Below are 14888 nucleotides of genomic sequence, written 5' to 3'. Positions count from 1 at the left end.
CTGTATCAGGCGTCAACTTCAATAGCTTCCAGACTTTCCAGGCTGTTGATATTGATGAGTCGTACATTTTTATCGGTCTTCTTGATCAGGCCGGTCAGTACATTGCCTGGTCCAATCTCGATAAATGTATCTACACCTTCGTTAATCAGGTAACGCACGCTATCTTCCCATAATACAGGAGAGTATACCTGTTCTACCAGCAGGGAGCGGATATCATCTCCCGCAGTCACCTGACTGGCCGTTACATTAGCTACAACCGGAATAGCTGCATCCTGAATCTGTACCTCCTGCAATCGCTCGCCGAGACGTTCGGCTGCAGGCTTCATCATGGAAGAATGGAAAGGTCCACTCACTTCCAGTGCAATCGCACGCTTGCCGCCAATTTCTTTGACCCGGCTGGCTACAGCATCGACGCCTTCCTGGGAACCCGATACGACGATCTGTCCCGGGCAGTTGACGTTGGCCAGCTCTACTGCATGGCCGTCAGCTGTAATCTCTGCACAGAGCGCTGTCAGTGCTTCACGCTCTGCACCCAGTACAGCTGCCATCGCACCCTGACCAGCAGGAACAGCCTGTTCCATAAATTGTCCGCGGGCACGTACAATCGCCACGGCATCTTCAAAGGAAAGTGCACCAGCTGCTACGAGAGCGCTGTATTCGCCAAGACTGTGCCCTGCCACATAATCCGGCTGGATATTGCGAGTCTTGAGTGCTTCAAGCAGGGTAATGCTGGCTGTCAGCAAAGCAGGCTGTGTGTTGGCTGTCTGCTTGAGCTCTTCTTCCGGACCTTCAAAAGCGAGTGTACTGATAGGAAAACCAAGCACTTCATCAGCCTTGTTGAAATACACTGCCGCTTCCGGCATTGCATCGTATACATCTTTGGCCATGCCTGCTTTTTGTGCTCCCTGTCCGGGAAACACAAATGCGATTTTACCCATTCGGAATAACCTCCTGAAATCCGTTAATTATATTTGGTCGTTCATTTGCTGTCATGCTCATGCAGTTCTAATACTACCATGATCACCCGTTACCATACCAGTACGGATGCACCCCAGGTTAATCCGCCGCCAAAACCGACCATAACAACGCGGTCGCCTTCTTTGATGCGACCCTGTTCTACGGCTTCTACCAGTGCCAGCGGAATAGAGGCTGCAGAGGTATTGGCGTAATTCTGTACGTTGACCATAACACGGTCTTCGCTCAGATTCAGGCGCTCCATAGCAGACTGGATAATGCGCACATTCGCCTGATGAGGAATAAACAGATCAATATCATCTTTGGACAGTTCTGCTTTACGTAGTACTTCCTCGGTTGCTGTACCCATAACACGTACGGCAAATTTGAATACTTCGCGTCCGCTCATCTGGATAAAGTGCTGTTTGGCTTCCAGCGTATCTACAGATGCCGGTGTTCTGGAACCGCCAGCTGGCAGTTTGAGCAATTCGCCGCCTGCACCTTCTGCGCCCAGGTCAAACGATTTGAAACCGCGTCCTTCGCCAACTTCACCGATCACTACTGCACCTGCTCCATCACCGAACAGTACGCATGTGTTGCGGTCAGTATAATCCGTGATACGGGACAATGTATCTGCACCGATAATCAGTGCATTTTTGTACATGCCCATCTGCAGCATGCTAGTCGCAGCTGCGAGAGAATAGACAAATCCGGAACAGGCCGCAGACAGGTCAAAAGCTGCTGCTTTCTTGGCGCCCAGCTTTTCCTGCAAAATGCAGGCTGTAGAAGGGAAAGACATATCCGGTGTAATCGTCGCGATAACGATCAGATCCAGTTCTTCAGCGGTAATGCCGGCAGAAGCAATCGCTTTGACAGCTGCTTCATAGGCCAGATCCGAAGTCGCCTGATCCGGCGCAGCGATATGGCGTTCACGGATACCTGTACGGCTGACGATCCATTCGTCGTTGGTTTCTACCATTTTCTCCAGATCTGCATTTGTTAATATTTTTTCAGGAACATATTTTCCTGTTCCGATAATTCCGATAGGCAAAACGCTCATATATGTCACTCTTTTCTCGCTAATTTCCATGATGGATAGAATCTGCAAAACCGTGCAAATGACAATTCAACAAAAACCTATTGTATAACTTCTTTGGAAATGTTGGCAACCAGCCCGCTGCTGACAGCCACTCTCGCCTGACGTACAGCGTTTTTGATCGCTCCTGCATCCGAAGATCCATGGCTTTTGACAACCAGTCCGTTAAGTCCGAGCAGCGGTGCACCGCCATGTTCCTTGTAATCCAGTGTATCCTTGAGGCCGCGCAGCTCGGGCATCAGCACGGCTGCTGCAAGCTTGTTTTTGAGCGACCGGGTAAAGCTGTCCTTGAGCAAGGAGAAAATCGCCGAAGCTGTTCCCTCCATGGATTTGAGCAAAATATTGCCTGCAAATCCGTCACATACAAGAACATCACATACCCCATTCAGAATATCCCGCGCCTCCACATTGCCTACAAAGTTGATCGGCAGTGCTTCAAGTAGCGGAAAAGCCTCTTTGGTCAATTCATTGCCTTTTTGAGCTTCGGTACCGACATTCAGCAGTCCGATCCGCGGATTGGCTACTCCCTGAACCTTTTCCCGGTAGATGCTGCCCATCAATGCATACTGTGCCAGATGCTCGGGCTTGGCATCCATATTCGCTCCTAGATCCAGAGCCAGTACACCATGACCATCGATTGTCGGGATCATCGGTGCAAGTGCCGGACGTTCGATACCCGGCATCCGTCCGACCACGAGAAGTCCTGTCGTCATGAGTGCTCCGGTATTCCCCGCAGAAATCATCGCATCGGCTTCGTTGTTCTTGACCATGCGGCCCGCAACTACCATCGAAGCATCCTTTTTACGCCGAACCGATTTGACCGGCTCGTCATCCGGTTCTATTACTTCGGATGCATGTACAATCCGTAAGTTGGAAGGAATCTCGGACAGCAGTGGTCGTATCCGCTGTTCATCACCCACCAGGATGATCTCTGCATCCGTCCATTCTTTTGCTGCCTGTAATCCGCCTAAGACATTGCTGTCTGGAGCATGATCTCCCCCCATCGCATCAATCGCGATTCGCATGATCAAGTCCTCCTTCATCGTGTTCTTCCCCGTCTGACCGGTAAATCACAAAGTTCCCCTGAAATACCATTTCCTCACCTACATAAGTCAGCACTTCCACTCTGGCTTTACCTTTGCGAGCTGCGCCGGACTGTACATAGGCTTTGGCTATACATTTCTCTCCCAGATTCACCGGACGTACAAAACGCAAATCCGCCGAAGCTGTCAGAGCTATCGCATCGTTGATGACAGCGACAGCCAGCGAGTTGGCCTGGGCAAAAATGTGGTGGCCCCGGGCAATATGGTTACGCGAGAATACATGCTCCTCACGAATCTCAAAAATCGAAATACCACTTTTGTCCAGCTGCAAATCAACAACTTCCCCAATGACTTCATCCAGCGGCAGTGACTTGACCTGATCGTAGGAACGCTCAGCCATCAGCTTCATCCGCTCGCGAAGTTCGGGAATCCCCAGCTCCATCCGATCCAGACGAATCGTCTGAATACTGACTTTGAGCTGCCGGGTCAGTTCCTGATCCGTAACAAATGGGTTATCATCAATAATTTTGACAAGCCGCTGCTGCCGCTGCCTTTTGGGCAAACGTTCGATGGCCACACACCTCCCTTGTTCGCTGTAACTTGAATGCTGTGACATCCGAATAATGTCGCACTTCTTTTATAAAGCAATTTGTAAAGCTATATGTAAACCTGTTGGTTTCGTTTTAGAACCTGGTACTAAGAATGTAGTATAAAGCATATTTCTGCAAAAAGAAAGAGGCAGTGCAATCTTCTTCTCCAAATCTATATCTGGCAAGGGTTGGAGGCTTAGCCTTGCTCCTTCATCGGCTGACTCAGCTATTCAAAATATCCGCTATGTACGCCAAGACTAGCCTTTGGCAAACAAAAGATCTGTACAGCTCAAAAAAAGCCTACACAAACAAAAAAGTAGCGCTCCATCAAGTGATGAAGCACTACTTTTGTGAAAGACTATTGTTGTACAATCTCTCTTTGTTTGTAAGTTCCGCACACTTTGCACACGCGGTGAGATAATTTCATTTCTCCGCAGTTTTCGCATTTTACCATACCTGGTACTGCCAATTTAAAGTGTGTACGACGTTTGTCACGACGTGTTTTGGAAGTTCTCCGTTGAGGTACTGCCATCGTTCCCACCTCCTTAATCTAGTTGAATGCCATTTAACACTCTGAAAACAGAGTTATCAAATCATTTGAAAAAATCCTTAAGTCCTGCCAGCCTAGGATCAATCGGCCGGTTATCGCAATCACAATCCTGTTCGTTCAGGTTGACTCCACATGTCGGGCACAGTCCTTTGCAATCATCCTTGCATAGAACTGACGCCGGCAAATCCATTAAAGCAGCTTCTTCCAGATAAGGTTGAAGGTCAACAGTATCGCTATTCACATATACTGCATCGTCTTCCTCGGCTACGTTCTCCGGTTCTGCGCCGTGTCTGATCTCTTCCTGTATCGCTACATCAAGATGCAGATCTACAGGTCTCAGGCAGCGGGCACACGCCATCTGTAAGTCAAGCTTCAACGTTCCGTTCACATCAACAGCCTGATCTACTCTGTACTTCGCTTTTACATCTGCATGTAAAGGTGAAGCTGACAGGATATCATTACGTCCGCTTTTTACAAAGCCGGAATCAAGTGTCTGATGAAACTCTATAGGCTGATCGCTCTGCGCCATTTTTCTAAATTGGAATTGCATCATTATCACTCCAAACAAACAAAAATTATTATACCGATTAATGACTCTTTTTGTCAACGTATGATTTATTAATTCAGTATAATGATATCGTAAACATATCGTTTATACTTACAATTATAAATTGCACATACCGTTTATTTTACCATAATTTTACCGAAATGAGGAGAGTATTTATGAAAGTTGCAGGCATTATTGTAGAATATAATCCGCTGCATAACGGACATCTGCTTCATATACATAAAACACGCGAGCAAACAGGCTGTAATGCGGTTATTGCTGTTATGAGCGGCGGATTTACCCAGCGCGGCGAACCGGCTGCTTTTAGCAAATGGGCAAGGGCCGAAATGGCGCTGCGTTCCGGCTGCGATCTGGTTGTGGAGCTGCCGTCGGTCTATGTAGTGCAGCCGGCAGAGTGGTTCGCCTATGGAGCCGTCTCACTGCTGAACGCAACCGGAATCGTCGACCAGCTAGTTTTTGGCAGCGAAGCCGGTTCGCTGTCTGATCTGAGTGCGCTGGCTGACCTTCTGACTGACGAGACGCCTCAGTTCAGGCTGCAGCTGCAGGCATATCTCCAGCAAGGTCTGAGCTACCCTGCAGCGCTTAGCCAGGCGGCGGGCAGCGCAGGATATACCGCACCTGAAACTGCTGCTTTGCTGCAAGAGCCCAACAATACGCTGGGACTTCAGTATCTGATTGCCCTGCGGCGTCTGAACAGCTCCATTATACCCGGGACTATCCAGCGGGAGCAGTCCCATTACCATGATCTTCAGCCTGTTCATGAACAGATTGCCAGTGCGACAGCCATACGCAAACTGCTGATGGAGGACCCCAAGCAGGCTGCCGCCTATATGCCGGAAGAAGTCATGCTTATTATTGCCAGAGAGATCGAATCCGGACGTGGTCCGGTCCATGTCAATGCACTCTGGCAGCCACTGCTGCAGATTCTCTCCACCTCTAGACCTGACCAGCTGGCAGGATACTATGATATGAATGAAGGACTGGAATATCGGCTGCTGTCCAAATTGACTTCTCTGGACGACTGCTCGGTAACCGGGCTGCTCGCCAGTCTGAAAACGAAACGCTATACCTATGCGCGACTACAGCGGCTGATTGCCCATCTGCTGCTCGGTCACAGACGCGCGGAGCTTACAGAGGAGTCACTCCAGCAGGGTCCTGGTTATTTGCGTGTACTGGGATTTACCGAGAATGGCAGGCAGCTGCTTAAATTAATGAAGAAAACATCCACACTTCCCGTCATTACACGTCCTGCCGATACGGATCATCCCCATATGGAAGCTGATATCCGCGCAACCGTAATGCAGGCTTCCGCCTTTGCTTCACAAGATATCAAGCAGCTTTATTCCGATTATTATCGCGCACCGGTGAGAGTGTGATATATCTATACGCATTCCATTGTGTAATAGATAATAGAGGTACAGACTGATGGACACAAAAATAGGGCAAGAAATGCGCGGTATAGTAAAAGGAATACAAAAGTATAGCAAAAAGCATGCAGAAGTATAGCAAAAAGCACCGTCCTTTTGTGACGGTGCTTTTATTTTGATCATAAACTCTTATTGGTATAAATCAGTTGACTGCCGTCTTGTGTCCAATTGCTGCGATGATGTATCAATTTATTATAAGTGTGAATAGCGGCAATAGCATTTCTTCCAACCGATTCAGGCTTTGGCAGGCAGCTTGTTCAGTTCCTGCAGTGCATCATCCAGTGTGCTAACCGGAATCAGCTTCATGGTGGAATGCATCTTTTGCAGCTGCTTTTTCGCTTCTGCATAATTACCCTGAGGAACAAAAAACATCTCGGCGCCTTTGGCCTGGGCAGCGACTACTTTATGCTGGACTCCTCCGATCACGCCTACATTTCCTTTGATATCAATAGCACCTGTTCCAGCTATCCGGTATCCCTTGGTCAAATCACCCTTGGTCAGCTGGTTATAGATCTCCAGTGTAAACATGAGCCCTGCCGAAGGTCCACCGATACTCGTACTGGCGAAATGTACTTCATGTGCGGGATTGGTAGGAGCGACCTTTTGCACTTCACCGATCGATACGCCAAAGCCGACACGCGGCTTGCCGCCTGCACCCTGAAAGCTTCGCAGGGTAATCTGCTGCTCTACTGTTGCTCCAGCACGATCAAACACAACATTGACTATATCGCCGGCTTTTTTACTGTTCAGCAATTTCTCCAGTTGTTCAAATGAATCGACCGGTTGACCATCCAGTTTGACAAAACGATCTCCGCCATGGATCTGCGTGATGTCTTCCGGTACATTAATTACAAATACATACTGCGGTTCGATAGAATAGGCGATGCCCGCCCGATGATAAGCAGCGGCGACAGCACTGGATTGGGAACTGTTCATATAATAGAGCTGTTCGGCTTCGTATTCCTTGCGGTCGGATTGAGCTGGCTTGGGACCAATCTCCTCGTTATCATCAAATACGCTGCCAATCAGCATAGCCATATTGGCATAGCTGACAGCTACGGTCGTCATCATAAACGTCCCTTTTTCTGTTGGGTCTCCGCCGCTTACCGTTACCATCGGCTTGAGCTCGTCTGCACTGCCAGGCGCGTTAATCACATAGGGCGTTGGCATATAGACAAGCACGTATACGAAAAGGATAAAGCATAATAAATAAAGCCATGACCGCTTTGAAGACAGCGGCTGGCGAAGTTTGGAGCCGGACATGGGTTTCTCTCCTTTGATATCTGATACACTGACGATCAGCAGCTATATGCGTATGCTATCTGCTTGTATTTATTATCCCATGTCCAACCATGCAATTCCACTCAGGTGACTGCCTCAGTGAAGATCAGCCGACAGGAATTTGCGCTGAAGCTGCTGTTCAATTACCGGAGGTACAAAGTCGGATACATTGCCGTTGAAACGGGCAATCTCCTTGACCATACTCGAACTCAGGTAGGAATAGCGCGGATTAGTCATCATAAAGATGGTCTCTGCATCCGGATTAAGCTCGCGATTAATAGAAGCCATTTGCAGTTCATATTCAAAATCCGTTACCGAACGAATCCCGCGTACTACTACCTGGGCTTCGCGTTCACGAATATAATTAGCCAGCAGGTCACGGAAGCTGTCAATCTCCACATTGGGCAAATCAGCAGTAACTTCCTTTAGCTGGGCTACACGTTCCTCTACAGTAAACAGAGGCTTTTTGCTCAGATTATTCAATACAGATACGATCAATGTATCAAACTGCCGGGCAGCACGCTGAATAATGTCCAGATGTCCCATGGTCACCGGGTCAAAACTTCCGGGATACACGGCTACACGTTTTTTGTACGTTTCATTACTCATGCTTTGGGCCTCCCTGTTCTTGTTCCGGCTCGTACCGGTATACCTGTATGGTCGTCTCGCCATATACAGCCTGGCGCAGCCCCTGGAAATGCTCGAATTCCTGCGGATAACGATGCTTGGATTCAAATTCCAGTACAATCGTTGCTCCGCTGTTCAGCAGATGACGTTCATGCATTTCGGTCATCAGCTCTGTACCATTTTTCATCCGGTACGGTGGATCAAGGAAGACCAGATCAAAAGCAGATTCTTTTTTGGCCAGTACTTTGAGTGCACGCCCGGCATCATTGCGGTAGACCTCTGCCTGATCGCTGAGTCCGGCCGCTTGCAGATTGTTTTTGATCACTTCGATACTTTTGTACTCCATATCAATAAATATGCCATGCTCCATGCCGCGACTCAGCGCTTCGATACCAAGTCCGCCTGTACCGGCGAACAGATCCAGTACCATCCCTCCGTCAAAATAAGGACCGATAATACTGAACATGGATTCCTTGACCTTATCGGTTGTAGGGCGGGTCCCGTTGCCGGGAACTGCTTTGAGCGGTCTGCCTTTGGCACTGCCTGATATTACTCTCATCTATTCATTCACCCGTTCTCTGATTTAGCATCGGACATGATAACCAGCAAGAATACCCTGTCTGCAAGCTATTTGTCCTGTAAATTACGACGCTATCGTATCATATCATAACCCTTTTTCAAAATCATCGATCAATCCTCTTGCTTTGTTATAGCGAGATTTGCTACAATACTGAACAAACGTTCAGTGTAGAGGTGATATGATGAATAAAAAGCAGGCCCAGAGTGAATTGACCCGCAAAAAAATAAGTGAAGCAGCACGTGGCCTGTTCGTGCAAAAGGGATACAAGGCAACTTCTATCGAAGATATTGTTGCCGCTACCGGCAGCAGCAAAGGCAATATTTATTATCATTTCAAAAGCAAGGAAGGGCTCTTCCTCTACCTATTAAATGAATGGGATCGTGACTGGCTGGATAAATGGCAGGAAAAACAGTCTTCCTATGCTACCGTTACCGACAAATTATTCGGTCTGGCGGAGCAGATCATTCAGGAGGAGCTGAATCATCCACTTACCCGCGCAGCTGATGAGTTCTTCAGTAATGACGAGCAAAAAAGCGAAGTGGAAGAAAAAATGACCAGCATGATGACAGAACATCTGCAGTTCAACGAGCGGCTGATTCAGGAAGGCATTGATGCCGGCGAATTCGCTGCAGGCGATGTGAAAGAAAAAGCGATGGTGCTCGAAAGTATTCTGGTAGGACTCAGTCAGATGTCCCGCAACGCTTCAATCGAGACGATGCTAACCAGCTATCAATTTGCTATTCAGACATTTTTGCATGGCATTGCCAAAAAGAAATGACAGGTTGAACCGCCTGTCTTTGCATAAGATATGGTCAGGCATTAATACAAACCGAATGTTCAGTATATGAAAATTAATACATGATATTATGGAGGATACAATGGCACTTTTATTTCGTAATCGGGCAGCTTTGCTGCTGCTCATGTTCAATATTTTCCTCGTCTTTACCGGGATTGGTCTGGTTATTCCGATCATGCCCACCTATATGAATGAACTGCATATCGGAGGCAGTATACTCGGCCTGATGGTCGCGGCTTTCTCGATCAGCCAGCTGGTCTTCTCTCCTTTTACAGGTCGTCTCTCTGACCGGGTAGGACGGAAAAAGCTGATTATTGCCGGGATGGTCATATTTGCTGTCTCGGAATGGCTATTTGCGATCGCTAATGCACCGGGTCTGCTATTCGTCTCACGCATGATCGGCGGACTCGGCGCAGCACTCATTATGCCGTCGGTTATGGCGTATGCAGCCGATATTACTTCCAATGAAGAACGTGGTGCCGGGATGGGATTTATCAATGCGGCGATTACGACCGGCTTTATCATCGGACCGGGAATTGGTGGACTGCTGGCTGAATATGGTATCCGGGTACCGTTTTATGCGGCGGCTATAGCGGGTCTGATCGCTGCAGTAGCGACCCTTATTCTGCTGCCCGAGTCACTGAGTCCGGAACGCCGGGCGCAGCTGGCTACAGTGCAGGATGCAGGACCTCGAAGCAGTCTGGTTCGCCAGCTGATGGAATCGTACCGCAAGCCTTATTTTCTGAGTCTGGTCATTGTGTTCGTCGCTTCATTCGGACTGGCAAATTACGAGACGGTGTTCTCGCTGTTCGTGGATCACAAATTCGGCTTTACTGCGCGTGATATCGCCATTATTATTACATTTGGTTCTATCGCTGGCGCCGTTGTGCAGGCGACGATCTTCGGCTGGATGATTAACCGGTTCGGTGGACAGCGACTTATCGTGATCTGTCTGATTGCCTCGGCTGTATTTATCATGCTGACATTAATGGTACACACGTACTTCCTGATCTTTGTCGTTACGTTTGCCGTCTTTCTGGCCATGGACATTTTGCGTCCAGCGATCGGGACACAGCTGTCGCAGAATGCCGGAGATGAACAGGGTTATATTGCGGGTCTGAACTCGGCCTATACGAGTCTCGGCAATATTGCCGGTCCGGTGATCGCAGGTGCGTTGTTCGATCTGGATATTAACTATCCTTATGTACTGGCAGCTGTCGTACTATGCGTATGCTTTATGCTGGCTATGCGGGTCAAACCGCCAAGATGGAATGATACCCAAGCATAATATGAGATAACCCTAACCATCCGGTCTGATATTCCAAACGTAAAGTCCGATTGGTTCGATTGCAATTTTCGCTATAAAACAAGATTCTATACACCTCCCGTCGTCCATAACCATGTCTCAAGATATGGAAATGGCACTGGAGGTGTTTTATTTATATCAATAACACTGCTTAGTCTCTATATCTATTTATAAGAATAAGATGCTATATTAGTTTTAGTAATACATTTATACCAATTAAAGGGGGGATTTTATGAAAAAAGGTTTACTTTGGGGATTGGTGATCTGTCTAATCTTGACAGGGGTGGTGAACAGCCGGACTTTTGCGGCAAACTCTATTCCTGAGGAAGCGGTTACCGGGATGGTGCAGGAAAACGCCATAGCTGATAATCCTAGCAAATCCACCGTACATAATGAGGTATACACTCTTCCGGAACAGCCAGCTGTCTCCACTTTGCAAAACGAGCAGTCTTCCGTACAGCAAGATGTATATGATCAATTGCAGAACTTCGCAATCGCGACTCCTAATGGCATGAGTTACTACAACGGATACATTTATGTTGCTCAAGGTCAGAACGGATTATCGCGAATCTCTCTTACAACAGGCAAAATTCATGTTGTGGTAGGCAAAAGCTCCCAAATTGCCTTTCGGTCCGTGACGGTGGATACATACGGCAGCCTGTACTACTCCCTGCGCTCCAAGCCGTATGTTTACAAGTTTACATTTAACAAATCTGTAGCCCTTCCCCTAACTGCCGACAAATTCGTAAGTCAGAGTACCATCTATACTGAAGTTCCTCTTCCCTCCGATAAATCAGAACGTACAGAAATCAGCGGCCTGGCTATGGGACCGGATAATCAACTGTATATATCTCTTTTTCACAAGTACTATAACAACTTCGGCCCCGAACTGACAGGATTGCTCAAATGGGATAATCCCAAGCAAAAATTCTATAGGGTTATTGAAAACCAGTCCATGAGTATCAAAGCTATTGCTTTTGACCCTCAAGGCAATCTGCATGTTCAGCTGGCTGGCTACTATGAGTACGAGTCTCCATATGTAATGGATGAATTAAACCGAATTCCGGGCAGTGCGCTCAAGAATCTACCCATTTCGAAAAAAACGCCCAAACCGTACTTTCATGAGGCCCTGCATATTTATGGATTGGTTATCCTTCCCAATGGGAGGGTATACGTGGCAGACAGCCAATCTATTTTTGCACCTTTTCCAGGTTCCAAGCCGCGCATCATTTTGAAGAATGCTGCGCCCATCCAACTGTTCCAGAACGAACCTTATGTTGAAAGAGGGGCTATCGTAGAAGATGAAAAATACAGCGACCTCCCTCTGCAGCTCACCTATACGCTGGACGGACAACCTGTATCCCGTCTGGATACTTCTCTGGCGGGAGAGTACAAGGTTTATTACAATGCCATAAATGCCGATGGTCTTGTGGCAGAGACCCAAACACAAACAGTTACGGTCAAGCCGCTGCCCAACGATCTGTCCGAGATTGATCTGAGAAATCCGAAAACGATGGATGCTGCCAATGGAAATCTCTATGTAGCCAATGGTCCCATTTATGATCAGTCCCAACCACCAGGCATTTATAAATTCTCCTTATCCGATTACAAACGTTCCGTGCTGGTGGATACAAATCAGCTGTTCAATGCGCTGGCAGTGGATACAGCAGGTAATCTGTACTTTGTTCTCCCCGATAGCAAACAGATCGGAAAAGTGGATGCTCGCTATCTCAGCACATCCGTCCCTTTGACATTGGAACAATTCTTATCTCATGCTGAGTATTTTATGCCCTTTACAGAAAAACAGGTATGGGAGGATGGCAGAATAACAGGTCTTGATTTTGACAAATATGGTAAATTATATATTGCACTATCAAGAGGAGAAAATTATGGTCGTGATTCCATACTAGCACGAACAGATGCCAAAGATCTGAAAGTTACCGAACCGGTTGTATCCATCCCTTATACAATAAAGGATATATCATTCGGTCCTTCCGGTAATTTGCTTTTTATGGAGTCCTATATTCACCGGATTACAGCCTCACAATTGCTGGATTTCCAACCAAACCTCAGAAGCGAAAAACTAAGTGACAATTATCCCACCTTCTTTGGTGACGGTATTGCCATTTTGCCAAATGGTGAAGTGTATACCAGCAATAGAAGCATTGATAGTACGTATGTATTTACAAATATACAAAAAACACCTTTCATCGAGCCTGCTCTTCCTGATGGAATTGAAGAGGATAATGACCGACTGGAAAATCTAAATATTACCAATCCATGGGGTGTAGAGTATCATGATGGATATGTGTATTTTGCACAGGGGATGAAAGGATTATCCAAAGTTTCTCTTGCCACACGCCAGATCACACCAATTGTAACCGGACCCAATACGTCCTTTCATTCGGTCGCTCTGGATTCCTCGGGCAACCTCTATTACACTACTGACTTTTATAATCAGGATAAAGCATCCGTCAAAAAGATAGCGGCGGCAGATATACCAACCCGTCCTATAACGGCAGCGGAACTGAGCCGGATCAGTACAGATTATGCTATATTCTCTTCTGAAGGGTTCTACAACGTTCCCTCTTTGAATATTGCCATCAGTCCGAAGGATGAGCTGTACATCTCTACTGATGTCCCGATAAAGGCAGGCAGGACGATTTTCAAATGGAATGAGAGTTCCAAACAGTGGATTCCCCTTCTCGCTGATAATGAACCTACGTCACGAATTGCTTTTGATACCAAAGGTAATCTTTATTTTATGACTTACAATAGGAACGATTGGAATCCAATGTTTACAAAAGGAATCAATAAAGTTACTGCAGACAGCCTGAATGGCACATGGCCCATAACTGCGGATAAAGTAAATATTTATAAACACAGTGATTCACAGACTAATGGTGCACAAGACTTTTTGTTCCTGCCCGACGGCAAATCCTATACTATCGATGGTACATCGATCCAACGTATTTTCCCGGCATCAAGACCTGTGATTGTCATTGACAAGGAAGAAGTCTCCCAGTTCCAGGATGATCTGTATTATGAACGGGGATTCATAGTAGACCATGATACGTATTCCGATTTCAAGAAAACCATTACGTATTCTTTCCAGGGTAAAATCATTCCAAAGATTGATGTGCATACACCAGGAATATATACGGTGCACTATAATGCCGTTACTCCTGGCGGTATAAGTGCGCTGGAAAAAGTACGCTTTGTCCGCGTCAAGCCGCTTCCGAGCTTTTTGTCCGACTGGGATGTAGACGCAATCAAAGGAATGGGAAGCAATGATAAAGATCTGTATCTGACCAGTGAAGCCAGTGAGCAGAATCCGAATTACGGATTACTCAGAATCTCTACCTCTACCCTGCTCAAAACCAAAATTGCCGATCTTCCGAATGGTAAAGCGGTAACCGTCAATGATCATGGAGACATTTTCTTCTCGCGCTCCGGTTATGAGAATATGTTCTACAAGCTCGATGCCCGCTATGTCAAAGAAGAAACGGTATTGTCCCATAATGAGCTGATGGGTTATAGTCAGACATTCAAACCATTTACCGATGCAGAAGTCAAAGGATATTCTGTGCAGATTACCGGTCTGGACTGGGATAAACGAGGCAATCTGTATGTAGCCGCTTCCTTTACCAATAAAAAGACGCATGTGACTACAGGTAAAGTCGTACGTCTGAAAGGAACCTACTTCCAGAGTTCCATACTGGTTGCCGAGTTCCCTGCAGCTACCTATGACATCGAGTTTAGCAGAAACGGGAATCTATACGTTATTGCAGACGAATTTAAGATATACAAAGCAGCTGCTGCACAGCTGAACACGCTTCCTCTGACACCACAAAAATTTACAACTATCGACAATAGTAATGGAGATGAGGCAATTTCATTCCTTGCGGATGGCTATGGTTATGTAAGCAGCATGAATTTCAAAGAATCTTATGACAGTAGTCTTATCCGGCTTCCGGTTAAAGATTAAGACTACTGCCATTGCAGCTTGCCAATAGAAAAAACACCTTCAGCAATAGGTCCCCTGCCATTATAAAGGCTTTTGCTGGAGG

General features: G+C 46.9%; 13 protein-coding genes. 4 read left to right on the top strand and 9 right to left on the bottom strand.

What is annotated here, in order from left to right:
* Nucleotides 1-5 precede the first annotated feature (5 nt).
* The 6 genes from fabD to AR543_RS11075 all read right to left on the bottom strand — a co-directional run bounded on the left by fabD (nt 6) and on the right by AR543_RS11075 (nt 4786).
* Complete coding sequence (fabD, locus tag AR543_RS11100) at nt 6-938, bottom strand: ACP S-malonyltransferase (RefSeq protein WP_060534381.1); 933 nt, start codon at nt 936-938, stop codon at nt 6-8.
* Between the two features lie 89 nt (nt 939-1027).
* Nucleotides 1028-2014 (bottom strand): beta-ketoacyl-ACP synthase III, encoded by a 987-nt coding sequence (locus AR543_RS11095; protein ID WP_060534379.1) that lies wholly within the window; start codon nt 2012-2014, stop codon nt 1028-1030.
* Nucleotides 2015-2091: 77 nt separating this feature from the next.
* Nucleotides 2092-3075 (bottom strand): phosphate acyltransferase PlsX, encoded by a 984-nt coding sequence (plsX, locus tag AR543_RS11090; protein WP_060534377.1) that lies wholly within the window; start codon nt 3073-3075, stop codon nt 2092-2094.
* Entirely contained in the window at nt 3059-3655 is a 597-nt protein-coding gene (fapR, locus tag AR543_RS11085) for a transcription factor FapR (protein WP_174703766.1), read from the bottom strand. The genes plsX and fapR overlap by 17 nt, the downstream gene beginning before the upstream one ends.
* A 386-nt stretch (nt 3656-4041) precedes the next feature.
* On the bottom strand, nt 4042-4215 hold the full coding sequence (gene rpmF / locus AR543_RS11080) for a 50S ribosomal protein L32 (protein WP_081604133.1): 174 nt from the start codon (nt 4213-4215) through the stop codon (nt 4042-4044).
* A 61-nt stretch (nt 4216-4276) separates the two neighbouring features.
* Nucleotides 4277-4786: a YceD family protein gene (locus AR543_RS11075; protein ID WP_227871875.1), complete on the bottom strand. Its 510-nt coding sequence runs from the start codon at nt 4784-4786 to the stop codon at nt 4277-4279.
* 170 nt (nt 4787-4956) lie between these two features.
* On the opposite strand from AR543_RS11075, the gene AR543_RS11070 reads away from it, so the two are divergent.
* On the top strand, nt 4957-6177 hold the full coding sequence (locus tag AR543_RS11070) for a nucleotidyltransferase (protein WP_060534368.1): 1221 nt from the start codon (nt 4957-4959) through the stop codon (nt 6175-6177).
* A gap of 285 nt (nt 6178-6462) precedes the next feature.
* Here AR543_RS11070 and AR543_RS11065 read toward each other — a convergent pair whose 3' ends face one another.
* The 3 genes from AR543_RS11065 to rsmD all read right to left on the bottom strand — a co-directional run bounded on the left by AR543_RS11065 (nt 6463) and on the right by rsmD (nt 8695).
* Nucleotides 6463-7491, bottom strand: coding sequence for a YlbL family protein (locus AR543_RS11065; protein ID WP_060534366.1), 1029 nt, complete (start codon nt 7489-7491; stop codon nt 6463-6465).
* Nucleotides 7492-7605: 114 nt separating this feature from the next.
* On the bottom strand, nt 7606-8118 hold the full coding sequence (gene coaD, locus AR543_RS11060; protein WP_060534364.1) for a pantetheine-phosphate adenylyltransferase: 513 nt from the start codon (nt 8116-8118) through the stop codon (nt 7606-7608).
* On the bottom strand, nt 8111-8695 hold the full coding sequence (gene rsmD / locus AR543_RS11055) for a 16S rRNA (guanine(966)-N(2))-methyltransferase RsmD (RefSeq protein WP_060534362.1): 585 nt from the start codon (nt 8693-8695) through the stop codon (nt 8111-8113). The genes coaD and rsmD overlap by 8 nt, the downstream gene beginning before the upstream one ends.
* A gap of 202 nt (nt 8696-8897) precedes the next feature.
* On the opposite strand from rsmD, the gene AR543_RS11050 reads away from it, so the two are divergent.
* From AR543_RS11050 to AR543_RS11040, 3 genes are all read left to right on the top strand, one after another.
* Nucleotides 8898-9494 (top strand): TetR/AcrR family transcriptional regulator, encoded by a 597-nt coding sequence (locus AR543_RS11050; RefSeq protein ID WP_060534359.1) that lies wholly within the window; start codon nt 8898-8900, stop codon nt 9492-9494.
* A gap of 100 nt (nt 9495-9594) precedes the next feature.
* Nucleotides 9595-10800: an MFS transporter gene (locus AR543_RS11045; protein ID WP_060534357.1), complete on the top strand. Its 1206-nt coding sequence runs from the start codon at nt 9595-9597 to the stop codon at nt 10798-10800.
* Between the two features lie 250 nt (nt 10801-11050).
* Nucleotides 11051-14806, top strand: coding sequence for a hypothetical protein (locus tag AR543_RS11040; RefSeq protein WP_060534355.1), 3756 nt, complete (start codon nt 11051-11053; stop codon nt 14804-14806).
* The last annotated feature ends 82 nt before the right edge of the window (nt 14807-14888 follow it).

Source organism: Paenibacillus bovis, assembly GCF_001421015.2.
In the GTDB taxonomy this organism is placed as follows: Bacteria; Bacillota; Bacilli; order Paenibacillales; family Paenibacillaceae; genus Saccharibacillus; species Saccharibacillus bovis.
Note: the sequence above shows the minus strand (reverse complement) of the source record. Positions and strands in the feature narration are given on the sequence as shown.